The organism is Methylobacterium litchii (assembly GCF_038442315.1).
Lineage (GTDB): Bacteria > Pseudomonadota > Alphaproteobacteria > Rhizobiales > Beijerinckiaceae > Methylobacterium > Methylobacterium litchii.
This window is the reverse complement of the sequence record NZ_JBBXMY010000001.1, coordinates 226,353-247,280: the sequence shown is the minus strand read 5'-3', so window position 1 is coordinate 247,280 and position 20,928 is coordinate 226,353. Positions and strand designations below refer to the sequence as shown.

The window sequence follows — 20,928 nt, the reverse complement described above, 5'->3', positions numbered from 1 at the left end:
TCAGCGGCCGTAGACGTCCTCGATGCGGATGATGTCGTCCTCGCCGGTATAGGAGCCGACCTGCACCTCGATCAGTTCGAGGGGGATCTTGCCCGGGTTGGACAGGCGGTGGACGCAGCCGATCGGCAGGTAGATCGCCTCGTTCTCGTGGACCAGGGTGACGTGGTCGTCCACCGTCACCTCGGCGGTGCCGTGAACCACCACCCAATGCTCGGCCCGGTGGAAATGCTTCTGCAGCGAGAGCCGGGCGCCGGGCTTCACGGTGATCCGCTTCACCTGGAAGCGCGCGCCGATGTCGATGCGCTGGTAGCTGCCCCAGGGGCGGTACATCAGGCGGTGGGCGTCGGCCTCGGGCTCGCGCCGGGCGCGCAGCTGCTCCACGAGGCTCTTCACCTCGCCGCCCCGCTCGCGGCTCGTGACCAGCACCGCATCGGAGGTGGCGACCACCACCACGTCGTCGAGGCCGACCACCGTGGTCAGCAACTCGCCCTCGCTGTGCACGAGGCTGTTGCGGGTGCCGTGCAGCGCGACGCGGCCGCGCGTGGCATTGCCGCTGGCATCCTGCGGCGAGACCTCCCACAGGGCGCCCCAGGTGCCGATGTCGGACCAGGGGAACGAGACCGGCAGCACGGCCGCGCGGGAGGTCCGCTCCATCACCGCGTAGTCGATCGAGATCTGCGGCGAGGTCAGGAACGCCGTCGTGTCGAGGCGCAGGAAGTCGAGGTCGTGGGTGGCCTTCGCGAGGGAGGCCTCCGCCGCCGCGAGCACCTCGGGGGCATGGGTGCGCAGTTCCTCCAGCATCACGTCGGCCCGGAACAGGAAGTAGCCGCTGTTCCACAGGGCGCCCTCCGCGATCAGGCGCTCGGCGCGGGCAGCGTTCGGCTTTTCGAGGAAGCGCTCCACCACCCGCGCGCCCGCCTCGCCGGCGGCGCCGTGCAGGGGCTCACCGGGCTGGATGTAGCCATAGGCGGTCGAGGGCGAGGTCGGCACGATGCCGAGCGTCATGATGCGCCCGGCCTTCGCGCCGAGGCTCGCGGCGCGCACGGCGTCGAGGAAGGCGGCGTCGTCACCCACGACGTGGTCCGCCGCCAGGATCAGCACCAGCGCGTCGGGCTGGCGGGCGGCGGCGTGGAGCGCGGCCACCGTCACCGCCGCCGCCGAGTCGCGCCGGGCCGGTTCGAGGAGGATGTCGGCCGACAGACCGGCCTGCGCCAGCTGCTCGGCCACGATGAACCGGGCGTCGTTGGCGGTGATGATCGCGGGCCGCGCGAACACGGTCGCGTCGGTCACGCGCGCGGCGGTCGCCTGGAAGGACGAGCGATGCGCCTCGGCCAGGGGGATGAACTGCTTCGGGAAGCTCTCGCGCGAGGCCGGCCACAGGCGCGTGCCGGAGCCGCCGCACAGGATGACCGGATGGATGAAGTCTGCATTGTCACCCGACATCGGCTCGCTCCTGCCGTCACATTGGATCTGCACCAGACCGCATGAGGACTGTCATGGCGGCGCAACGAATTCTGGGCTCTGTATCAGAAAGCAGAATTGGCCCGGTAAAAAAGCCAACTTGGACTTAACGATGGCACCCCAGCCCACGTCACGCCGGCAATAACCGGGCCAGGGGAACGGCCCGGCGGGATACCGCGCACCTCATGCCGCATCGCACGCGGCGGGTCGAGTCCTTCTGCAACTTGCGCTGGATCAAGGCGCTCCGCGCCGCAGGGGCCAGCCTACGGCCTGCACTGCGGGAGGCGGTCATGGGCTATGCGAGCATCATGGTGGCGGTCGATGCGGAGGAGGGATCGCGCGACCGGGTGAGGATGGCGGGCCACCTCGCCGACCTGTTCGGCGCACGGCTAATCGGCGTCGCGGCCGAGCGGCCGGATTACGGCCTCTTCACCACGGATCCCGGTGCGGGCGGCCCCGACGTCCTCCCGGTGCTGCACGAGAACTGCCTGGAGCGGATGCGGCGGACGGAGGCCCTGTTCGCGGAGGCCGCCGCCGGGCGCAGCCGGTTGGCCTGGCGCTCCGATCTCGCCGACCCGCTGCTGTTCCTCCTGGTGCAGTCCATGGCCGCCGACCTCGTGGTGATCGGCCGGCAGGCGCGGGACAACCCGGCCGAACGCTTCGCCATCGCCCCCGCCGACGCGGTGATGCAGAGCGGGCGCCCGGTCCTCATCGCGCCGCCGGGCCTTTCCTATTGCGACACGACCCGCATCGCCATCGGCTGGAAGAACACCCGCGAGGCGCGGCGCGCGGTGGCCGATGCGATGCCGCTCCTGTGCCGGGCCTCACGGGTGGTGGTCTGCCACGTGGCGGACGGAAGCGGCCCCGACGAGGCGGACAACCTCGTCCGCGTGCTGGAGGCCAGGGGCATCGCGGCCAGCGCGGCCCGGACCAAGGGCGACGGCGCGGCCACCGCCGAGGCGCTGGTGGACCTCGCCTGCGAACACGCCGCCGGCCTGCTCGTGACCGGCGCCTACGGCCATTCCCGCCTCAGCGAATGGGCCTTCGGCGGCGTCACCCGCGATCTGCTGCGGGCGTGCCCGCTCTGCTGCCTGATGAGCCACTAGCGAAAACTTATTCGAATACGAACAATATCCCAGACTATGGAAGCTTTTCGGGCACATCTGGAGACTTGACTGCATCTGTGATCGAAGACGCTCTGCAGACCACCCGATTGGCCTGACCGATTGTTTGCGATAATCTCCTGTCGATGCGCAGTTTCATGGCGCGGGACGGGGTGCGGGCGCATGATCTCCACCGAAATGATGTCTGCGCCGTCACACACCTGCCACCATGGGCGGCAGGGTGAAGGGTGCCGGGAGTGCAAGGCGCGGCTGTTCAGCGTCTGCGCGGCGCTCACCTCCGACGAGCTCGACGTACTCGAAGCCTTGAGCCGGCCGATCAGCCTCGCCCCCCGGCAGGCATTGTTCGCGCAGGACGACGAGGCGACGGCCGTCTACAACGTCACGGACGGGGCGATCCGCCTGTCCCGCCTGCTGCCGGACGGGCGACGGCACGTGATGGGCTTCGCCCTGACCGGCGATTTCCTCGGTCTCGCCCTGCCGGAGCGGTTCGGCGTGACTGCCGAGGCTCTGGGACAGACCACCCTGTGCCGGTTCGAGCGCGGCGCCTTCCGGGCGCTGGTGGCGGACAAGCCTCACCTGCTGCAGCGCCTGCACGAGCGCGCCGGCTACGAACTCACCCTGGCCCAGGACCAGATGATGCTGCTCGGCCGCCGCACCGCCGAGGAGAAGGTCGCCCTCTTCCTCGTGGGCCTGCGGCAGCGCTACCTGCGCATCGGCCACGATTCGATCACCCTCGAACTGCCGATGGGGCGGCAGGACATCGCCGATCATCTCGGCCTCACCATCGAGACGGTGAGCCGGATGCTCACCCGCTTCGACCGCGAGCGGATCGTCCTCATCGTCCCCGGCGGCGTGCGCCTGCTCGATCCGGCCCGCCTGGACCGCCTCGCCGCCGGCTGAACCGGCCTCAATGGCTCATCAGGCAGCAGACGGGGCTGCGCCGGATGAGGTCGCGGGTGACGCCGCCGAAGGCCCATTCGCGCAGGCGGGAATGGCCGTAGGCCCCCATCACCACGAGGTCGGCCTCCTGGCGGCGGGCGAAATCGAGGATTTCCTCGCTCGCGCCCCGGCGGTCGTGCAGCCGATGGGTCGTCACCGCCGCCCCGTGCCGGGCGAGGTAGGCTGCCACCTCCTCCGCATGCTCCACGCCCGCCCCGTCGCCCACCGTGGCGACGAAGACCTGATCGGCATGCCGCATGAAGCCGAGGGCGCCCGATACGGCCCGGCGCGCTTCGACCGTATCCTTCCAGGCGACGACGATGCGCGAGGTCTTCAGGGTGTCGGTCTCCGGCGGCACCACGAGGACGGGGCGCCCGGCCTCCATCAGCACCGGCCCGGTCGGCACGCAGAGCGGCGCCGGCCCGCCCTCCCCATCCTGCCCGACCACCACGAGGTCGGCCGCCCGGGCGAGGCCGACGAGATGGGTGATGGCCCCCTCATAGGCGGGCCGCCATTCGGTGTCGTAGGCGCCCTCGGCGTTGCGCGCGAACACCTCGCGGGCGTGGCTGAGTTCGGCGAGCACCGCCTCACGGTTGCGCTCCTCCTGCCGCTGCGCGTCGTAGATGTCGCTGACGAGCACCGGCGCCGGCACCGTCCGGGCGGCCGCGCCGCACAGGATCGCCTCGAACCGCTGCGTGAGGCCGGCGGCCAGCCTGATGCGGCCGGGCGCGCCCGCCGACAGGTCCACCGAGACCAGGATCTTCGCGTAGGACATGGTGACCTCCACGGATCGCGCCGCCGGCCCCTCGGGCAGGCGGCGCCGTTCAGAGGGCGATGCGCATCAGCGCGGTGACGAGGAGCGAGGCCAGCACAGCGAAGATAAGGCAGGTGGCGCTGGCGAGGCGACCGTTCAGGTGGCCGGTGCCGTTCCGCGCCGTCTCCGGCAGGGTCCGCCCCGAGGCGGCGGTGCCGCGCGGCATCCGCACGACCGGCGTGGACAGGGGAATGGGCTGCGTCGTCATGGGGAAACCTCCTCGGTGAGGCCCCCATCGTGGCGTGCCGGGCGCGGCACGCCTTGATCCAGCGCAAGGGCCGGATCGTCACCGCGCTACTGCACGGGCGGGTTGGTGCTCGCCACGATGGGAAGCCCCGCCGGAGCCTCGCCGCACGCGATGCAGCGCAGGCGTTGGGCCACGGCGACGATGTCCTCGTCGTCCTTGGCGTCGAGTTGGCCCCAGCTCGCCCAGGTGGTGGCGCGGCAGGTCGGGCACCGGGGGATGCGCAGGCCGCGATGGCCGGTCTTCAGCCACTCGCCGACCGTCTGGGGACGGAACACGCTCATGCCGTCCGCGCAGCGGCCGAGGCGGGTACCGGATCGTGTGCCTGGCCCATCGCTGCTTCCCATCTTCCGTTCGCGCCGGTCTATGCCCCGCGAACCGGACGGCGTCGATCACATAACAGTGTTCATAGATGACATATTGAGATTTTGTTTCACCCAAACGTCGCCGATATCGAACGGTTCCAAATACATACCTGTTTTAAAATTACTTAGAACCGAAACAGCGGGAGGCAGCTTGCATTATAAACTGCGCGGATCTGCCGCGAATGCATGCTGGCGTAGCAGTACGACTTCAAGATCTATCAGGGATTGCAAGCATCGGCGCCACCCCCTCCGGGGCGTTCGCCGCGATCCCGGTTTGCGCTGGATCAAGGCCCGGGCCTCGGCGCGGGATCAGTCTCGGCGGCGTCGGGAAAGCCCCGACAGCCCGCGAGGAGGGCCGCCATGGACACCATCTCACCGCCCCGGACCTGCACCTGCGGCCACGAGGCGACCTGCCGGACGGCACGGGAGCGCGCGGCGGCCTATTCCGGTGCCCCGGAGCCGACGCCGCCGGAGCCGCAGCCGGACCGCGACGAAGACCGCACCGTCGACCTCGACTGGCTCGACCCGCTGGACGAGTCGGAGTTCGACGCCCTGCGCCTCGCCTGGGCCTTCATGCAGTAGCGGGGCCGGGCAGCGCGGCCTCGTCCCGCCGGAGCGCGACGCCGCTGAGTTGCTGCGCGAACATGGCCCGCAGCAACGCCTCCATCTGCGCGGACGCCGCCTCGATGGAGAGGCCGTCCTGCCGGATGTTGGAGATGCAGTTGCGCCGGGAATCGGGCAGGCCGGGCTCCGGCGCGAAGGTGACGTAGCAGCCGAGGCTGTCCGAGGCCGAGAGGCCCGGTCGCTCGCCGATCAGCACCACCACCGCCCGCGCCCTCAGCCGCGCGCCCACGGGATCGCCGAGCGCCACCCGCGCCTGGGTCGCGACGACGAGGGGTGCGAGGCTCCAGCCGGCCCGCTTCGCCCGCGCCGCCAGCGCCGCCGCCGCCGGCACCGCGTTGAGGGCGACCGCCGTCGCGGAGAGCCCGTCCGCAATGACGATGGCGAGGTCGAAGCCCGTCCCGGCCTCGTTCAGGACGGCGTCGCACTCGGGATGGAGTGTGCGGCCCTTGTCCGGGCGGCGCAGGTATTCCGCCCTGTCGGCGACGTTCGAGCGGACCTCGACCGACGCGAGCCCCTGCGCCGTCAGGGCCTCGCGGATCGCCGCCGGATCGAGGGGCGTCCACACCGCCTCGCGGGCGCGGGCATGGTCGAGGCCGAAGGCCAGGGAGGCGGCGGTGGGCCAGCCGGCGCCGTGCGCGCCGAGCGCGATCCGCGCCTGGGTGAGGGAGCGCAGGTCCCGCAGGGAGGGCGGCCGGCTCATGCGGCCTTTCCCGGCAGGAGGCGGGAGGCGTCCGCGAAGGCGCCGGGCAGGTCCCCCGCGCCGCCGCGCAAGAGCCCCCGCGCATCGGTGACGCCGACCTCCCTGAGCCACGCCTCGAATTCCGGGGCCGGCGCCCGGCCGAGGGTCTGTCGCGCGAAGACGGCATCGTGGTGCGACAGGGACTGGTAGTTCAGCATCACGTCGTCCGCCCCCGGCACGGTGATGACGAAGTTCACCCCCGCCGCGCAGAGCAGGGTGAGGAGCGCGTCCATGTCTTCGCCGTCCGCGTCGGCATGGTTGGTGTAACAGACGTCCACCCCCATCGGCAGGCCGAGGAGTTTGCCGCAGAAATGGTCCTCCAGACCGGCGCGGATGATCTGCTTGCCGTCGTAGAGATATTCCGGCCCGATGAACCCGACCACGGTGTTGACGAGGAGCGGATCGAACTCCCGCGCCACGGCGTAGGCGCGGGCCTCCATCATCTGCTGGTCGACCCCCCAATGGGCTTCCGCCGAGAGGGCCGAGCCCTGGCCGGTTTCGAAATACATGAACTGCCCGTCCGCCGGGCAGCGGCCCAGCGCCCGGCCCGCCTGCGCGGCTTCGCGCAGCACCGCGAGATCGACCCCGAACCCGGCATTGGCCTTCTGCGAGCCGGCCACCGACTGGAACACCAGATCGACCGGCGCCCCCCGCCCCATCGCCTCGATCGCCACGGTGACGTGGCCGAGGCAGCAATGCTGCGTCGGCACGTTGAGGCGCAGGCGCAGGGTTTCCAGCAGCTCCACGATGCGGATGTAGTCGGGCAGCGAGTCGGTGGCGGGGTTCACGCCGATCACCGCGTCACCGGAGCCCATCAGCAGCCCGTCGAGGGCCGAAACGAGGATGCCTTCCGAGGAATCGGTCGGATGGTTCGGCTGGTTGCGGGTCGACAGGCGCCCCGGCAGCCCGATGGTCGAGCGGAAGCGCGTCACCACCGGCCGTTTGGCAGCGATGGCCACGAGGTCTTGAAGCCGGCAAATCTTCGAGACGGCCGCCACCATCTCCGGGGTCAGGCCGGGCGAGAGGGCGGCCAGCACCGGCCCGTCCGCCTCGGTGCGGAGCAGCCATTCCCGGAACGCGCCGACGGTGAGCGAGGAGACCGGCGCGAACGCTTCGGCGTCATGACGCCGGGCGATGAGGTCCGAGACCTCGTCCTCCTCGGAGGGGATCAGCTCCTGTTCGAGAAAGGTCTTGAGGGGCAGGTCGGCCAGCGCGATCTGCGCAGCCAGCCGCTCCACCGGCCCCTCCGCCGCGATGCCGGCGAGTTGGTCGCCCGAGCGCTCGGGCGTCGCCTTGGCCAGCAGGCTCTTCAGGTCGGGGAAGGTGAAGCGCGTCCCCTCGATCGTCGTCGCATACGCCATGGCGGGATCTCCGCAGGAGCCTGCTCCGATCCTCGCCGCTCCGGCGCCGGAACGCCAGGGGCCGCCGCATTCCGGCCACGCTTGTCGCTCAGGTGCTGTTCATCCTGAGCAGGCCATAGTCATTGCCAAGCTTCGGTATGTTTCTCGTTTGTTACTTGTTACATTGCTGAAACAATTGATAACACTAACTCGTATCGGCACTTAATATTTGCTGAATACAGAGTTCAGAGCCGATTAAATCCCCACCTCATATCAGCGCCGTCATCAGGGCGATGCGCCGAGTCGCCGCCGTACCCGAGTGTATGGCGGCAAGCCGGATTCGCCCGTCCGCAGGACGAGACGATGGCTCACGACTACGATGAGGAGGCAGGACCGGCCGCGATCAGGGCCGGTCCGCGACAGGCCGAGCCCCGCCGGGCTTCGGTCGATGCCGGAGCCCGCGTCCGGATCGGCCTCGAGTTGCAGCGGCACTACGCGCAGGTCCTGGCCCTGCCGATCCCCGACCACTTGCGCGCCCTCGTGGACACCCTCGCCGAATCCGGCGGGATGTCCGAGCGCGCCGAACGGGAGCCTTCGCGATGATGCAGTCCCTTGCTCCGTGCCCCCCGCCGGTGGGGACGCCTCCCGGTGCCGACGCGGAGATGCGCGAGCTTCTGCTCGGCGCGATCCCGGCGCTGCGCGCCTTCGCCTTCTCGCTGACCTACGACCTCGACCGGTCGGACGACCTCGTGCAGGACACGCTGGTGCGGGCCTGGACGCGGGCCGAGAGCTTTCGCCGGGGCACCAACCTCACGGCGTGGCTGTTCACCATCCTGCGCAACCTGTTCTACTCGGAGCAGCGCAAGCGCAAGCGCGAGGTGGAGGACGCCGACGGCGTCCACGCCGCGCGCCTCGCCGCCCTGCCGGAGCAGGAGGTGCGGATGGAGATGGCGCAGTTTCAGGACGCCCTGAACCTGCTGCCCCATGCCCAGCGCGAGGCGCTGATCCTCGTGGGAGCGCAGAGCTTCACCTACGAGGAAGCCGCCGAGATCTGCGGCGTGGCGGTGGGCACCATCAAGAGCCGGGTCAGCCGCGCCCGCGTGCGGCTGATCGAGAATCTCGGCATGCAGGGCACGGACGACATCGGCGCCGACAGTGCCACGCGGGCCGCGCTCGAAGACCGCTGACCGGCGCTACTTGATGAGCCGCACCACCTCGCGGAAGCGGGGATGGGCGGCCGTGCCGATCCATTCGAACACCACCATCTCGGTGGTGACGATGTCCGCGCCATGGGCCGCGAGGCGGGCCAAAGCCGCCTCGCGGTTCTCGGTACGCCGGGAGCCCACGGCGTCGCGCACGATCCGCACCGGATGCCCCGCCGCCATCAGGCCGAACGCCGTCTGCAGCACGCAGATATGCGCCTCGCAGCCCGCGAGGATCACCTCCGCCCCGTCCGGGACATGGGCGAGGAAGCCCTCCCGGCGGGTCACGTCGAACTCCATCTTGGCGATGGTCTCGCCGCCGGCCAACTCTCGCACCGTGGCGCCGAGCGCGTCGGGGTTCTGCTCGGTGAGCAGCACCGGCACGCCGAGGATCCCCGCCGCGTCCTTCAGGCGCCGCGCGTTGGCGATCATCGCCTCGGCGTCCGCGATGGCCGGCACGAGCCGGGCCTGGATGTCGACGAGGACGAGGAGCGAGCGTGCGGCATCGATGGGCGGCAGCGGCATGGAGGGCCTTCAGTAGGTGGCGAAGAGATCGGCGACGGTCGCGCGATCCTGCGTCACGGTGAGCGCCAGGGACAACAGGATGCGTGCCTTCTGCGGCGTCAGGTTGTCGGCGGTGAGGATGCCGCGCTCCCGCAGCCGCGTGCTCAAGGGGACGATGCCGCTGCCCGCCCGCGTCGACATCACCACGATCAGCCCCGCCCCTGCCGCCTCTTCGAGGGCGTCGGCCTCGGCGGGGGGCACCATGCCGGGGGCGAGACCCGCCGCCACGAGACCCCGCGCCCCCGCCGCGCGGAAGGCGCGCACCGCCGTCCCGTCCGCGTCGGCATAGGCGTAGGCGATGTCCACGCGCGGCAGGGCCGGCAGCGCACGGATGTCGAACGGCGTGCCGGGGGCGTGCGCTCGCTCGGTGCGGCGGTAGTAGCGCACGCTGTCGCCATCGACATGGCCGAGCACGCCGAAATCGGGCGTGCGGAAGGTCTGCAGCCGGGTGACGGACGTCTTGGTGACCTCCCGCGCCGCCTGGATCTCGTCGTTCAGGACGACCAGAACCCCGCGCCCGCGTGAGGCCGGCGCGGCGGCGGTGCGCACGGCCGCCACGAGGTTGAGCCCGGCATCGGTGGACAGGGCGCTCATGGGCCGCTGCGAGCCGACGAGCACCACCGGGAGATCGACCGTGAGCGTGAGGCTCAGGGCATAGGCCGTCTCTTCCAGCGTCGCCGTGCCGTGGCCGATGACGATGCCGGCGAGGTCGGGATGCTCCCCCGCGACGCGCTCGCAGAGCAGGACGAGATCGCGCCATTCCGCGAAGCCGATGGCCGGGCTCGTTACCGCCCGGAACGGGACCGGCACGATCTCCGCGACCCGCGCCAGGTCCGGCACCGCCGCGACGATGCCGCCGGCATCGAGTCGCCGGTCGGTGGCCGTATAATCGAGGATATCGAGCGGGTCGCGCCCGAGCGACGAGATCGTCCCACCCGTGCCGATGAACGCGACTTTCGGCTGACCCTTCATCCTGAACCTCACTCCCTCTCCGACGGGCCTGCGATGCGCCCGCCGAAGGGGGAGTGCAAGAGAGGCGCCGCGCCTCAGCTCTGGAAGTCGAACAGCAGGGCCGAAGAGGATTGCGCGCTGCTGCTCTGCCCGCTCGCCGCGTAGCCCGTGCCGCTCGATTGCGCCGCCTGGAGCTGCTGCATGAACGCGCTCAGGAGATCGCTCGTGCTCGACGTGCTGCTGGACGACGACGAAGACGACGCGCTGGGGTCGGCCCCGGGGGGCGGGCCGGGCGGGGGCGGACCCTGCGGGCCGTCGGTGTCGCTGCCCGAGTCGCTGCTGCTGGTGACGCTCTTGCCGTGGCTGGCGAAGAGGTTCTTCAGCTCGCTTGCCTGATCGCTGGTCAGGGTGCCGCTGCTGACCTGATCGGAAATCAGGCTGTCGATCCGGTCCTTCATGGACGACGGGTCGAGGCGGGTGGTGGACGTGCTCGACGAGGACGAGCTCGACAGGCTCGAATCGATCGAGGACAGCGCGCTGGTCAGCGCGTCGGCGTCGGTGCTGCTGAGAGCACCGCTCGCCTCCTGCTTCTGGATGGCGTCGGCCATCCGGTTCTTGCCCGAATGGGTCTGACTCGTCGCCAGGGCCGAATAGGCTTGGCTGGTACTGGAGATGCTGGTCACGGGGTTCACAATCGGCACGGAAACGCCGGCACGCCCGGCAGCGGGTCCGTGTGCAAATTACCCACGCTCGTCTTAAGAGGGCGTTGACGCGCCCCCCGAACCTCACACGACCAAGTTCACGATCCGCCCCGGCACCACGATCACCTTGCGCGGGGCCTTGCCCTCCAGGACCTTCTGGACGGCGTCGAGGGCGAGCGTCGCCGCTTCGACCGCCTTGGCATCGGCATCGCGCGGGACCGTGACATCCGCCCGCTTCTTGCCGTTGATCTGCACCGGCAGGGTGATCTCGTCATCGACCAGCAGACCGGCTTCAGCCTCCGGCCAGGGCGCCGCCGCGACGATGCCGTCCCGGCCCAGCGCCGTCCAGCACTCTTCGGCGAGGTGGGGCATCATCGGCGCGATGAGCTGCACGAGGATGCCGGCCGCCTCCTTGGCGGCGGCCTGAGTGGCGGCCCCGCGCAAGCCTTCATCCAGGGCGTTGGCCAGGGTGTAGATATGTGCGACGCAGCGGTTGAAGCGCAGGCGCTCCACATCCTCGCCCACGGAGGCCAACGCCCGGTGGGCCGCCTTGCGGAGCGCCAGATCGGACGCGCCGTCGCCCGTGGCCGCGCAGGCGGCGTTCACGAGGCGCCACACGCGCTGCACGAAGCGGGCGGCTCCCTGCACGCCCTCCTCCGTCCAGATCACGTCGCGCTCCGGCGGCGAATCGGACAGCATGAACCAGCGGGCGGTGTCGGCCCCGTAGCTCGCGATGATATCGTCCGGGTCCACGACGTTCTTCTTGGACTTCGACATCTTCTCGATCGGCCCGATGGTTACCGAGCCGTTAGTTTTCACGTGAAACGCCTGTCGCTCCCCGCCCTCGCTGGTGAGACGGATGTCGGCCGGGGGCACCCAGGCGCCGGCCGCGTCCTTGTAGGTCTCGTGGACCACCATGCCCTGCGTGAACAGGCCGGCGAAGGGCTCGGACACGCCGGACCAGCCGGTCTCGCGCATCGCCCGCGTGAAGAACCGGGCGTAGAGCAGGTGCAGGATCGCGTGCTCGATGCCACCGATATACTGGTCCACCGGCAGCCAGCGGTTCACCGTCTCGGCATCCGTGGGCTGGTCCGTCAGCCACGGGGCGGTGAAGCGGGCGAAGTACCACGACGAATCCACGAAGGTGTCCATCGTGTCCGTCTCGCGCCGGGCGGCGCCGCCGCATTGCGGACAGGGCACCTGCCGCCACGCCGCATCCCGCTCCAGCGGATTGCCGGGCTGATCGAAGGAAACCTCCTCCGGCAGCTTCACCGGCAGGTCCGCCACCGGCACCGGCACGGGGCCGCACGAGTCGCAATGGATGATCGGGATCGGGCAGCCCCAGTAGCGCTGACGCGAGACGCCCCAGTCGCGCAGGCGGAACTGCACCTTGCGGGTCGCGACCCCCTCCCCTTCCAGGCGGCTCGCCACCGCCGCGAAGGCCTCGTCCGTGGTCATACCGTCGAGGAAGCGCGAATGAATCATCCGCCCGTCGCCGTCATAGGCGGTGTCGGTGATGACGAAGCTCGCCGGGTCCTGGCCCTCGGGACAGACGACCGGCGTGTTGCCGAGCCCGTACTTGTTGGCGAAGTCGAGGTCGCGCTGGTCATGCGCCGGGCATCCGAACACGGCGCCGGTGCCGTATTCCATCAGCACGAAGTTCGCGACGTAGACCGGCAATTCCCAGGACGGGTCGAGGGGGTGGCGCACCCGCAGGCCGGTGTCGAAGCCGAGCTTCTCCGCTGTGTCGATGGCTGCCTGCGCCGTGCCGATGCGCTGGCATTCGGCGATGAAGTCCTGCAGCGCCGCGTTGCCCTCTGCGAGGCTCGCGGCGATCGGATGGTCGGCGGCGATAGCCAGGAACTTCGCGCCGAACAGCGTATCGGGCCGCGTCGTGTAGACGGTGATGCTATCTCCGTAGCCGGCAACGCTCTGCGTCAGGCCGAAGCGGACCTCCAGCCCCTCGGAGCGGCCGATCCAGTTCTTCTGCATCAGCCGGACCTTTTCCGGCCAGCGGTCGAGGCCGTCGAGGGCCGTGAGCAGATCCTCCGCGAAATGGGTGATGCGGAAGAACCACTGGGTCAGCTCGCGCTGCTCCACCAGCGCGCCCGAGCGCCAGCCGCGCCCGTCGATCACCTGCTCGTTGGCGAGCACGGTGTGGTCCACCGGGTCCCAGTTCACCTTCGCCGTGCGCCGCGCGACGAGCCCCTTCTCCAGGAAGTCGAGGAACATGCGCTGCTGGTGCTTGTAATAATCGGGGTCGCATGTCGCGATCTCCCGGCTCCAGTCGAGCGACAGCCCCATCGACTGCAACTGCCCGCGCATGGTGGCGATGTTCTCGTAGGTCCAGGTGCGCGGATTGACCTTGCGCTCCATGGCGGCGTTCTCGGCCGGCAGGCCGAAGGCGTCCCAGCCCATCGGGTGCAGCACGTTGAAGCCCTTGGCGCGCTTGTAGCGGGCCACCACGTCGCCCATCGCGTAGTTGCGCACGTGGCCCATGTGGATGCGCCCGGACGGGTACGGGAACATCTCCAGCACGTAGTATTTCTGGCGCGGGTCCGCGTTGTCCGTCTCGAAGATCTTGGCCTGCGACCACGCCGCCTGCCAGCGCGGCTCGGCATCCTTGGCGTTGTAGCGTTCGATCGGGGGGGGAGCGTCGGTCATCGGGCCGGGTCTGTCGCGGGAACGGGCGTCTTGCGGCGCAGTAGCATATCCGGGAGGCGACGGGTCAACGGCCCTTGCATGGCGGCTGCGTCCGTGCTTGCCCCCATCGGCGAGACCGAGGAGCCTTCCATGCCTGCCCCCCTGCCCGGACCGCCCGCCCGCGCCGAGACCGGCCACATGCCCCCGGTGGGCGAGGCCGACGTCGCCGCCGGGCTCGCGGAGGTGCGCGAGGGCGTCGCCCGCGCGGCCCGCGACAGCGACCGCGACCCGGCCGACGTCCATCTCATCGCCATCTCGAAGACGGTGCCGGCGGACGGCATCCTGCCGGCGCTGGAGGCCGGGCAACGCCTGTTCGGCGAGAACTACGTGCAGGAATCGTCCGCGAAATGGCCCGCGCTGAAGGAGCGATATCCGGACGTGGAACTGCACCTCGTCGGGCCGCTGCAATCGAACAAGGCGCGCGAGGCGGTGGCCCTGTTCGACGTGATCCATTCCCTCGACCGGCTCTCGCTGGCCGCCGCCCTCGCCAAGGAGATCGCCCGCCAGGGGCGCACCCCGAAGCTGCTCGTCCAGGTGAACACCGGCGACGAGGCGCAAAAATCCGGCGTTCCCGTCGATGAGCTCGACACGCTGCTCGCCGCCTGCCGCGACACCCACGGGCTCGCGATCCAGGGCCTGATGTGCATCCCGCCGGTGGAGGATCCGCCCTCGGCGCATTTCGCCCTGCTGGCGAAGCTCGCTCGCGAGCGCAACCTGCCGATCCTGTCCATGGGCATGAGCGCCGATTACCCGGCGGCGATCCAGGTGGGCGCGACCCATGTCCGGGTCGGCACCGCGATCTTCGGGCGGCGGCTCAATCGATGACGAGGCGGTAGCCGACGCCGCGCACCGTCTGCAGGAAGGAGGGGTTGGCCGGGTCAACCTCGATCTTCCGGCGCAGGCGATTGATCTGCACGTCGATCGCCCGCTCGGCCGCCGCGCCGCCGGCACCCGCCAGATGCTCGCGCTCGACGCCCGCCCCGGCGGCCTGGGCGAGGACCGCCAGGATCTCGCGTTCCCGCTCGGTGATGCGCAGGGTCTCGCCGTCGCGGCGCAACTCGCCCTTGTCGGGTCGGAACACGAAGGGCCCGAAGGAGACCGGCGCCGCATCCGCGTCGCGCGGGCGGACGGGCCCCCGGTTGATGATGTTGTTGAGCCGCAGCGTGAGTTCGCGCGGGTCGAAGGGCTTGGGCAGGTAATCGTCGGCGCCGATCTCCAGCCCCATCACCCGGTCGTTCGGGTTCGAGCGGGCGGTGAGCATCAGGATCGGCACCTTCGAGGTCTCGCGGACGCTGCGGGCGTAATCGAACCCGTTCTCGCCGGGCATCATCACGTCGAGCACCATGGCGTCGAAGACCAGGGCCTGGGCGCGCGCCCGCGCCTCCTCGGCGCTCGCCGCCGCCGTCACCCGGAAGCCCTGGTCCGCGAGGTAGCGGGCGAGCAATTCGCGCAGGCGGCGGTCGTCGTCCACCACGAGGATGTGGGGGGCCTCGTCGGGCAGGTCGGCCGGGTCGAGACGGGCGGGGGATGACATCAGGCCCCCCCTCCGCCGCGCACGGTCCTGCGGGCCATCAGGCGGCGCACCGCCGGCCTGTCCTCCGGCTCGATCATCGCCATCAGGAAATCCTCCGGTGAGGCGGTTGCGTCCGGCGAGGCGAGGGCCCGCGCCAGCCGCCGGGCCTGCACGCGGGTGAGGTCGGCGGCGAGCGCCGCCCCCGATTCGGTGCAGGTGAGGAGCCGCTGGCGCCGGTCGGTCTCGCCGGGGCGCTGGACGACGTAGCCCTGCCCGATCAGGTCCTTCAGCACCCGGTTGAGGCTTTGCTTGGTGATGCGCAGGATGTCGAGGAGTTCGGCGATGGTCAGGCCGGGATAGCGGTCCACGAAGTGGAGCACCCGGTGATGCGCGCGCCCGAAGCCGTAGGCCGTGAGGATCCGGTCGGGATCGCCGACGAAGTCGCGATAGGCGAAGAACAGGAGCTCGATCAGGTCGTCGCCGGCAGGCTCGTGCCGCACGGTGCCGACGACGGATTTCGAGACGGAGTGCGCCTCGCGCGGGGCTATCGGTGTCACGGCGCGGCCGCTCCCCGAACGGGCGATAGGTCAGTGCCTATGACGTTTCACAGCGCACGCGCGGCCCGTCAACCCTGGCCGGGGGTCGGGGCCGGGTCACGATACGGCGCTTGTCTCGCCCTTGGCAGGGGTAGTAACGTTCCTACACCTGCTCATCTTAGGGGAGCACGGCCATGCCGAGCACCATCCTGTCCAGCCGCGAATTCAATCAGGATACCGGGCGCGCGAAGAAGGCGGCCGCCGAGGGCCCGGTCTTCATCACCGACCGGGGGCGGCCCGCGCACGTCCTGTTGAGCATCGAGGAGTACCGGCGCCTGACGGGACAAGGCCAGGACATCGCGGACGCCCTCGGTTGGCCCGCCGGGGTCGAGGATGTCGAGATCGTCTTCCCCCGCTCGCGGGATCTGGCCGGCGGGGCCGACTTCTCCTGATGGTCCTCCTCGACACCAACGTCGTCTCGGAACTGCGGAAGGTTCGGACGGGCAAGGCGCATCCGAACGTCGCCGCATGGTCGCGCACGGTCTCGCCGGCGAGCTTGTTCCTCTCCGTGATCACCGTCCACGAGTTGGAGGTCGGTGTCGGCCTGCTGGAACGGCAGGACCCGGCGCAGGGCGCGCTCCTGCAGACATGGCTCGACGGCCATGTGCTACCGACCTTCGCGGGGCGATGCCTTCCGGTCGATGGGCCGGTCGCCCGCGCCAGCGCGCGCCTGCACATCCCCGACCCGATCCCCTTTCGGGACGGGCTGATCGCCGCCACCGCCCTCGTCCACGGACTGACGGTGGTCACCCGGAACGTCGCCGATTTCGCGGCGACGGGGGTGCCCCTCGTCAATCCTTGGGAGCCTTGAGGCCCTAGAACAGCCCGTCGATCTGGCCGTTCGCGTCCAGCCGGATCGTGTCGGCCGCCGGGACCTTGGGCAGGCCCGGCATGGTCATGATCTCACCGCAGATCGCCACGATGAAGCCCGCGCCGGCCGAGAGCCGCACGTCGCGCACCGCCACCACGTGGCCCTCGGGGGCGCCCATGAGCGTCGGGTCGGTCGAGAACGAGTACTGCGTCTTGGCCATGCAGATCGGCAGGTGCCCGTAGCCCTCCTTCTCAAAGCCGGCGAGCTTCTGCGCGGCCTTCGATTCGATCTGCACGTCCCCCGCGCCGTAGAGCTTCGTCGCGATGGCGCGGATCTTGTCGGTGAGCTTCGTCTCGGTCTCGTAGGTGTAGCGGATGGCTTGCGCACCGCCCTCCGAGAGCTTCACCACCGCGCGGGCCAGTTCCTCGGCGCCCGCGCCGCCATCCGCCCAGTGCTTGCAGGTGATGGCCTCGACGCCGAGCTTCTCGCTGCACAGCGCCTTGAGCTTGGCATGCTCGGCATCGGTGTCCGCGTAGAAGTGGTTCACCGCCACCACCACCGGCAGGCCGAAATTGCGCACGTTGGTGACGTGGCGGGCGAGGTTGGCGAAGCCCTTCTCCAGGGCGTCCACGTTCTCGGAGCCGAGGTCCTTCTTGTTCACGCCACCATGCATCTTGAGGGCGCGGACGGTCGCCACGATCACCACCGCCGAGGGGCTGATGCCCGCCTGCCGGCACTTGATGTCGAGGAACTTTTCCGCCCCGAGATCGGCGCCGAAGCCGGCCTCCGTCACCGTGTAGTCGGCGAGCCGCAGGCCGGCGCGGGTGGCGATCACCGAGTTGCAGCCGTGGGCGATGTTGGCGAAGGGGCCGCCGTGGATGAGCGCCGGGTTGCCTTCCAGCGTCTGCACGAGGTTCGGCTGCAGCGCGTCCTTCAAGAGCACTGTCATGGCGCCCGTGGCCTTCACGTCCTTGAGGGTCACGAGCTTGCGGTCGCGGGTCTCGGCGATCACGATCCGGCCAAGACGCTCTTCCAGATCCTCGAGGTTCTTGGCGAGACAGAACACCGCCATCACCTCGGAGGCGACGGTGATGTCGAACCCGTCCTCGCGGGGGAAGCCGTTGGCGACGCCGCCCAGCGACTGGGTGATGGCGCGCAACGCCCGGTCGTTCATGTCCACCACGCGGCGCCAGAAGATGCGGCGCACGTCGATGTTGAGCTCGTTCGCCCAGTAGACGTGGTTGTCGATCAGCGCCGCCGCGAGGCTGTGCGCCGAGGTGATGGCGTGGAAGTCGCCGGTGAAGTGCAGGTTGATCTGCTCCATCGGCACGACCTGCGCCTTGCCGCCGCCGGCCGCGCCGCCCTTCATGCCGAAGCACGGCCCCAGCGAGGGCTCGCGCAGGCAGATCATCGTCTTCTCGCCGATGCGGTTCAGGGCGTCGCCGAGACCCACCGTCGTGGTGGTCTTGCCCTCGCCGGCCGGCGTCGGGGAAATGGCGGTGACGAGGACCAGCTTGCCCTCCGGCCGCCCTTCGAGGGACTGGATGAAGCCGTGGTCGAGCTTGGCGATGTGCTTGCCGTAATTGTGCAGGGCTTCGTCCGGGATGCCGAGCTTCTCGGCGACCTGGGCGATGGGCCTCAGGGTCGCCGCGCGGGCGATCTCGATATCGGACGGCATGGCGTTCCCTCCCTGTCAGCCGCACGGTGGCCCCCGGCGGACAGGCCCGCGCGGGGTTTGCCGCGCATGAGGCGGCAGGGTGCGATCGTGGCCGGTAATGTGGACCGAAGCGCCGGGAAATGCGCGCCGATTTTTCTCAAGCGGTGGACAAAAAGGACTTGTCCCCGAGCGTCCCGCCGCCTCCCCGTGCGGGGAGGCGGCGGCGCGGGGATCAGCCGCCCGTCTTCTTCGGCTTGTCGGCCGAGCCCGGCGCGTCGTGGGGCTGGGGGGCGCCCTTCGGCAATTCCGGGTTGTCGGGCGAGTGCGGCGCCGCCACGGGGGCCGGCGGGTTCTCGGCGGTGGCGGTGGGCTTGCTCGTCTCCGGCAGGCCGTCCTTCAGCTTGTCGTTGATCTTAGCGAGATCGTCCGGCTCGGGGTTCAGGTCCTTGGCGTGCTGCCACTGGAACTTGCCCTCGAGGCGGCGGCCGGCACGCCAATAGGCGTCGCCGAGGTGGTCGTTGATGGTCGGGTCGCCGGGCTTCAGCTCGACGGCCTTCTCCAATTCGCGCACCGCGTCGTCCCAGCGGCCGAGGCGGAAATAGGCCCAGCCCAGGCTGTCGACGATCATGCCGTCCCGGGGAGCGGAATCGGCGGCCTGCTGCAGCAGCTTGAACGCCTCGTCGATGTTCATGTTCTGGTCGACCCAGGAATAGCCCAGGTAGTTCAGCACCTGCGCCTTGGCGGCGGGCTGGCTGTCCGGCACCAGGGAGAGCGCCTTCTTCAGATCCGCCTCGGCCTTGGGCCATTGCTTGGCGCGCTCATAGGCGACGCCGCGGAAGTAGAAGGTCGTCCAGTAGTTCGAGAGCGGCCGGTCGCCAATCAGGTCGATGGCGCGGGTGTAGCTGGCGGCGGCCTCGTCGTATTGCTTGCGCGCCCGCTGCACGTTGCCGAGCGCGGTGATGACGTCGATGTCGTCGGGATGGGCCTTCATCGCGGCGGCGAGCTGCGCCACCGCCTCGTCGCTCTTGCCCATCTGCTCCAAGTTGAGGCCGATCTGGATGTCGGAATTGAGCTTCAGGGGCGAAGCCGCCGGGATCTGTGCGTAGGCCTCGTTCGCGCGCTCGGGCTGCTTCATCCGGTCGAGGGTGTCGGCGAGCGTCAGGCGGGCCAGCGCATGGTCCGGCGACAGGTAGAGGGCGAGCCGCAGGTAGATCACGGCGGGCAGTTCGTCGCCCTGGGTCGAGCCGGCCGAGCCGAGGCCGTAGAGCACCTCGGCGGCGCCATCCTGGGCGGTGGTGACGAGTTTGCCCAGCGGCTTGCCGGCCTTCAGCTTGTCGAGGGCGTCGCGCACCAGCGGGTGGCGGGGGGAGAGCCGGTCGAAATCGGTATAGGCCTGGATCGCCACGTCGGTGTGGCCCATGCTGGCCTCCTGGCGGGCATAGGCGTCCACGATGCGCAGGGTGTTGCGGTCGCCGTCATAGGCGGCCTTGAGGCGCGCCTCGGCCTCCTTGTCGTCGCCGGTCACGGCGGCGATCAGGCCGGCGTGATAGTCGCGGAACGTGTTGTAGTAGCGCTCGCCCCGGAGCTTGGCGACGGTGTCGAGGGCCCGCTTGCTGTCGCCCGCGCCGGCATAGGACCACGCGGTCAGGAGCGTGGCGGTGAGGTCGGTCGCCGCCCCACGGCCGCTACGGGAAAAATTCTGGCGGGCGGCGGCCCATTGGCTCGCCTTGATCTGGCGGACGCCAAGGGAGAGGTTCGCGAGCCCGTTGGTCGGGTCGCGGGCGACGAGCTTCTCCGCCGTGCGGAAGGCATCCGGCAGGGCGCCGTCGGCGAGCAGGGAGATGAAGGCCCGCTCCACGAGTTCGGCGTTGCGCGGGTCGGCGCGGACGGCCTCGCGGTAGAAGGTGGCCGCCGCCGTCGTGTCGCGGGCCGCGCCCGCGATGTAGGCCGAGAGGAAGTTGCCTTCGAGGGACTCGGCCGGCTCGTAATCGCCCGACGGGACCGAGGCGGTCTCCTTCGGCTGGGCGGCGTTCGCGCCGTACGGCAAGCCGGTAGCCAGCAGGAGGGCGAGCGCCGAGACGGTGCGGCGGGCGCGAAGATGGGTCATGAACCGTTCCGGCTCCTGAGACGCCGGGCCTCGAAAGGGCCGGCGCCTGAAAACATGCGGGGCGCGTCGCCCGGGCGAAAAGCGCCCGGAGACTGGACTCATCCCGCCACCGCCGCAAGGCGAAAGGATGGCGCGGGGCTCACGGGTCCGTCAGGCCAGGATGTCGAGGGTCCGTTTGGTCATGGTGTCGGCGGTACGCGCGACGGCGGCGTTCAGGGCGAAGCTCGTCCTGGCCTCGATCAGGTCGAGGGCCGTCGCCGAGAGGTCGATTGTCGCGGCCGGCGGCAGCGCGCCGCCGCCCTGGTCCGGCACTGTTTCGGTTCCCAGCGCGGCGACGCGACCGGCCACGGCGTCCAGCCGCTGGCTCGCCGTATTCATCCCGCCGGTCGCGATCGTCAGGGCATCGGACATCGTCACCTCGTGCCCGCGAGGATCGGTGCGAGACGTGAAGATCGCGCGCACCGAATCCGTCG

General features: G+C 70.2%; 23 protein-coding genes. 8 read left to right on the top strand and 15 right to left on the bottom strand.

The window, feature by feature from the left end:
* Positions 1–1,443 carry a mannose-1-phosphate guanylyltransferase/mannose-6-phosphate isomerase gene (locus AAHF99_RS01280; protein ID WP_342162319.1) on the bottom strand — a complete coding sequence of 481 codons (1,443 nt, stop codon included), beginning with the start codon at positions 1,441–1,443 and terminating at the stop codon, positions 1–3.
* 308 nt (positions 1,444–1,751) lie between these two features.
* On the opposite strand from AAHF99_RS01280, the gene AAHF99_RS01275 reads away from it, so the two are divergent.
* Both AAHF99_RS01275 and AAHF99_RS01270 read left to right on the top strand, forming a co-directional pair.
* Entirely contained in the window at positions 1,752–2,567 is an 816-nt protein-coding gene (locus tag AAHF99_RS01275) for a universal stress protein (protein ID WP_342162851.1), read from the top strand.
* A 195-nt stretch (positions 2,568–2,762) separates the two neighbouring features.
* Positions 2,763–3,485 (top strand): Crp/Fnr family transcriptional regulator, encoded by a 723-nt coding sequence (locus AAHF99_RS01270; protein ID WP_342162850.1) that lies wholly within the window; start codon positions 2,763–2,765, stop codon positions 3,483–3,485.
* A 7-nt stretch (positions 3,486–3,492) separates the two neighbouring features.
* Here AAHF99_RS01270 and AAHF99_RS01265 read toward each other — a convergent pair whose 3' ends face one another.
* The 3 genes from AAHF99_RS01265 to AAHF99_RS01255 all read right to left on the bottom strand — a co-directional run bounded on the left by AAHF99_RS01265 (position 3,493) and on the right by AAHF99_RS01255 (position 4,866).
* The gene (locus tag AAHF99_RS01265; protein WP_342162318.1) at positions 3,493–4,299 is read right to left on the bottom strand and encodes a universal stress protein; all 807 of its coding nucleotides are present in this window, start codon (positions 4,297–4,299) and stop codon (positions 3,493–3,495) included.
* Positions 4,300–4,348: 49 nt separating this feature from the next.
* A complete protein-coding gene (locus AAHF99_RS01260; RefSeq protein WP_342162317.1) occupies positions 4,349–4,546 on the bottom strand; it encodes a hypothetical protein in 198 nt (65 codons plus the stop codon).
* 86 nt (positions 4,547–4,632) lie between these two features.
* Positions 4,633–4,866 carry a hypothetical protein gene (locus AAHF99_RS01255; RefSeq protein ID WP_243959592.1) on the bottom strand — a complete coding sequence of 78 codons (234 nt, stop codon included), beginning with the start codon at positions 4,864–4,866 and terminating at the stop codon, positions 4,633–4,635.
* 441 nt (positions 4,867–5,307) lie between these two features.
* On the opposite strand from AAHF99_RS01255, the gene AAHF99_RS01250 reads away from it, so the two are divergent.
* Positions 5,308–5,529: a hypothetical protein gene (locus AAHF99_RS01250; protein ID WP_342162316.1), complete on the top strand. Its 222-nt coding sequence runs from the start codon at positions 5,308–5,310 to the stop codon at positions 5,527–5,529.
* Here AAHF99_RS01250 and eutC read toward each other — a convergent pair.
* Complete coding sequence (eutC, locus tag AAHF99_RS01245) at positions 5,519–6,271, bottom strand: ethanolamine ammonia-lyase subunit EutC (protein ID WP_342162315.1); 753 nt, start codon at positions 6,269–6,271, stop codon at positions 5,519–5,521. The two genes, AAHF99_RS01250 and eutC, sit on opposite strands and share 11 nt — an antisense overlap.
* Positions 6,268–7,671, bottom strand: a complete 1,404-nt coding sequence (locus AAHF99_RS01240) for an ethanolamine ammonia-lyase subunit EutB (protein WP_342162314.1) — start codon at positions 7,669–7,671, stop codon at positions 6,268–6,270. Before AAHF99_RS01240 ends, eutC begins: the two co-directional genes overlap by 4 nt.
* A 342-nt stretch (positions 7,672–8,013) precedes the next feature.
* Here AAHF99_RS01240 and AAHF99_RS01235 point away from each other — a divergent pair, with 342 nt between their 5' ends.
* Together AAHF99_RS01235 and AAHF99_RS01230 are read left to right on the top strand one after the other, a co-directional pair.
* Positions 8,014–8,253, top strand: a complete 240-nt coding sequence (locus tag AAHF99_RS01235; protein ID WP_342162313.1) for a NepR family anti-sigma factor — start codon at positions 8,014–8,016, stop codon at positions 8,251–8,253.
* A 59-nt stretch (positions 8,254–8,312) separates the two neighbouring features.
* Complete coding sequence (locus tag AAHF99_RS01230) at positions 8,313–8,837, top strand: sigma-70 family RNA polymerase sigma factor (protein WP_243959601.1); 525 nt, start codon at positions 8,313–8,315, stop codon at positions 8,835–8,837.
* Between the two features lie 6 nt (positions 8,838–8,843).
* Here the strand turns inward: AAHF99_RS01230 and AAHF99_RS01225 are convergent, their stop codons facing one another.
* From AAHF99_RS01225 to leuS, 4 genes are all read right to left on the bottom strand, one after another.
* On the bottom strand, positions 8,844–9,377 hold the full coding sequence (locus AAHF99_RS01225) for an isochorismatase family protein (protein ID WP_342162312.1): 534 nt from the start codon (positions 9,375–9,377) through the stop codon (positions 8,844–8,846).
* 9 nt (positions 9,378–9,386) lie between these two features.
* A complete protein-coding gene (locus AAHF99_RS01220; RefSeq protein WP_342162849.1) occupies positions 9,387–10,388 on the bottom strand; it encodes an asparaginase in 1,002 nt (333 codons plus the stop codon).
* Between the two features lie 74 nt (positions 10,389–10,462).
* Positions 10,463–11,050 carry a hypothetical protein gene (locus AAHF99_RS01215; protein ID WP_342162311.1) on the bottom strand — a complete coding sequence of 196 codons (588 nt, stop codon included), beginning with the start codon at positions 11,048–11,050 and terminating at the stop codon, positions 10,463–10,465.
* 102 nt (positions 11,051–11,152) lie between these two features.
* Positions 11,153–13,732 carry a leucine--tRNA ligase gene (gene leuS / locus AAHF99_RS01210; protein ID WP_342162310.1) on the bottom strand — a complete coding sequence of 860 codons (2,580 nt, stop codon included), beginning with the start codon at positions 13,730–13,732 and terminating at the stop codon, positions 11,153–11,155.
* 129 nt (positions 13,733–13,861) lie between these two features.
* Here leuS and AAHF99_RS01205 point away from each other — a divergent pair, with 129 nt between their 5' ends.
* Entirely contained in the window at positions 13,862–14,596 is a 735-nt protein-coding gene (locus AAHF99_RS01205; RefSeq protein WP_342162309.1) for a YggS family pyridoxal phosphate-dependent enzyme, read from the top strand.
* On the opposite strand, the gene AAHF99_RS01200 is transcribed toward AAHF99_RS01205, so the two are convergent.
* Both AAHF99_RS01200 and AAHF99_RS01195 read right to left on the bottom strand, forming a co-directional pair.
* Positions 14,586–15,305, bottom strand: a complete 720-nt coding sequence (locus tag AAHF99_RS01200; RefSeq protein WP_243959609.1) for a response regulator — start codon at positions 15,303–15,305, stop codon at positions 14,586–14,588. The genes AAHF99_RS01205 and AAHF99_RS01200 overlap by 11 nt on opposite strands.
* Positions 15,305–15,841: a MarR family winged helix-turn-helix transcriptional regulator gene (locus AAHF99_RS01195; RefSeq protein ID WP_412759813.1), complete on the bottom strand. Its 537-nt coding sequence runs from the start codon at positions 15,839–15,841 to the stop codon at positions 15,305–15,307. Before AAHF99_RS01195 ends, AAHF99_RS01200 begins: the two co-directional genes overlap by 1 nt.
* Positions 15,842–16,014: 173 nt before the next feature.
* On the opposite strand from AAHF99_RS01195, the gene AAHF99_RS01190 reads away from it, so the two are divergent.
* Together AAHF99_RS01190 and AAHF99_RS01185 are read left to right on the top strand one after the other, a co-directional pair.
* Positions 16,015–16,272: a type II toxin-antitoxin system Phd/YefM family antitoxin gene (locus AAHF99_RS01190; RefSeq protein ID WP_342162308.1), complete on the top strand. Its 258-nt coding sequence runs from the start codon at positions 16,015–16,017 to the stop codon at positions 16,270–16,272.
* Entirely contained in the window at positions 16,269–16,691 is a 423-nt protein-coding gene (locus AAHF99_RS01185; RefSeq protein ID WP_342162847.1) for a type II toxin-antitoxin system VapC family toxin, read from the top strand. Before AAHF99_RS01190 ends, AAHF99_RS01185 begins: the two co-directional genes overlap by 4 nt.
* A gap of 4 nt (positions 16,692–16,695) precedes the next feature.
* Here AAHF99_RS01185 and AAHF99_RS01180 read toward each other — a convergent pair whose 3' ends face one another.
* The 3 genes from AAHF99_RS01180 to AAHF99_RS01170 all read right to left on the bottom strand — a co-directional run bounded on the left by AAHF99_RS01180 (position 16,696) and on the right by AAHF99_RS01170 (position 20,866).
* Entirely contained in the window at positions 16,696–18,369 is a 1,674-nt protein-coding gene (locus AAHF99_RS01180) for a formate--tetrahydrofolate ligase (protein ID WP_342162307.1), read from the bottom strand.
* Between the two features lie 211 nt (positions 18,370–18,580).
* Positions 18,581–20,455, bottom strand: a complete 1,875-nt coding sequence (locus AAHF99_RS01175) for a tetratricopeptide repeat protein (RefSeq protein WP_342162306.1) — start codon at positions 20,453–20,455, stop codon at positions 18,581–18,583.
* Between the two features lie 150 nt (positions 20,456–20,605).
* A complete protein-coding gene (locus tag AAHF99_RS01170; protein ID WP_243959619.1) occupies positions 20,606–20,866 on the bottom strand; it encodes a flagellar protein in 261 nt (86 codons plus the stop codon).
* Between the last annotated feature and the right edge of the window lie 62 nt (positions 20,867–20,928).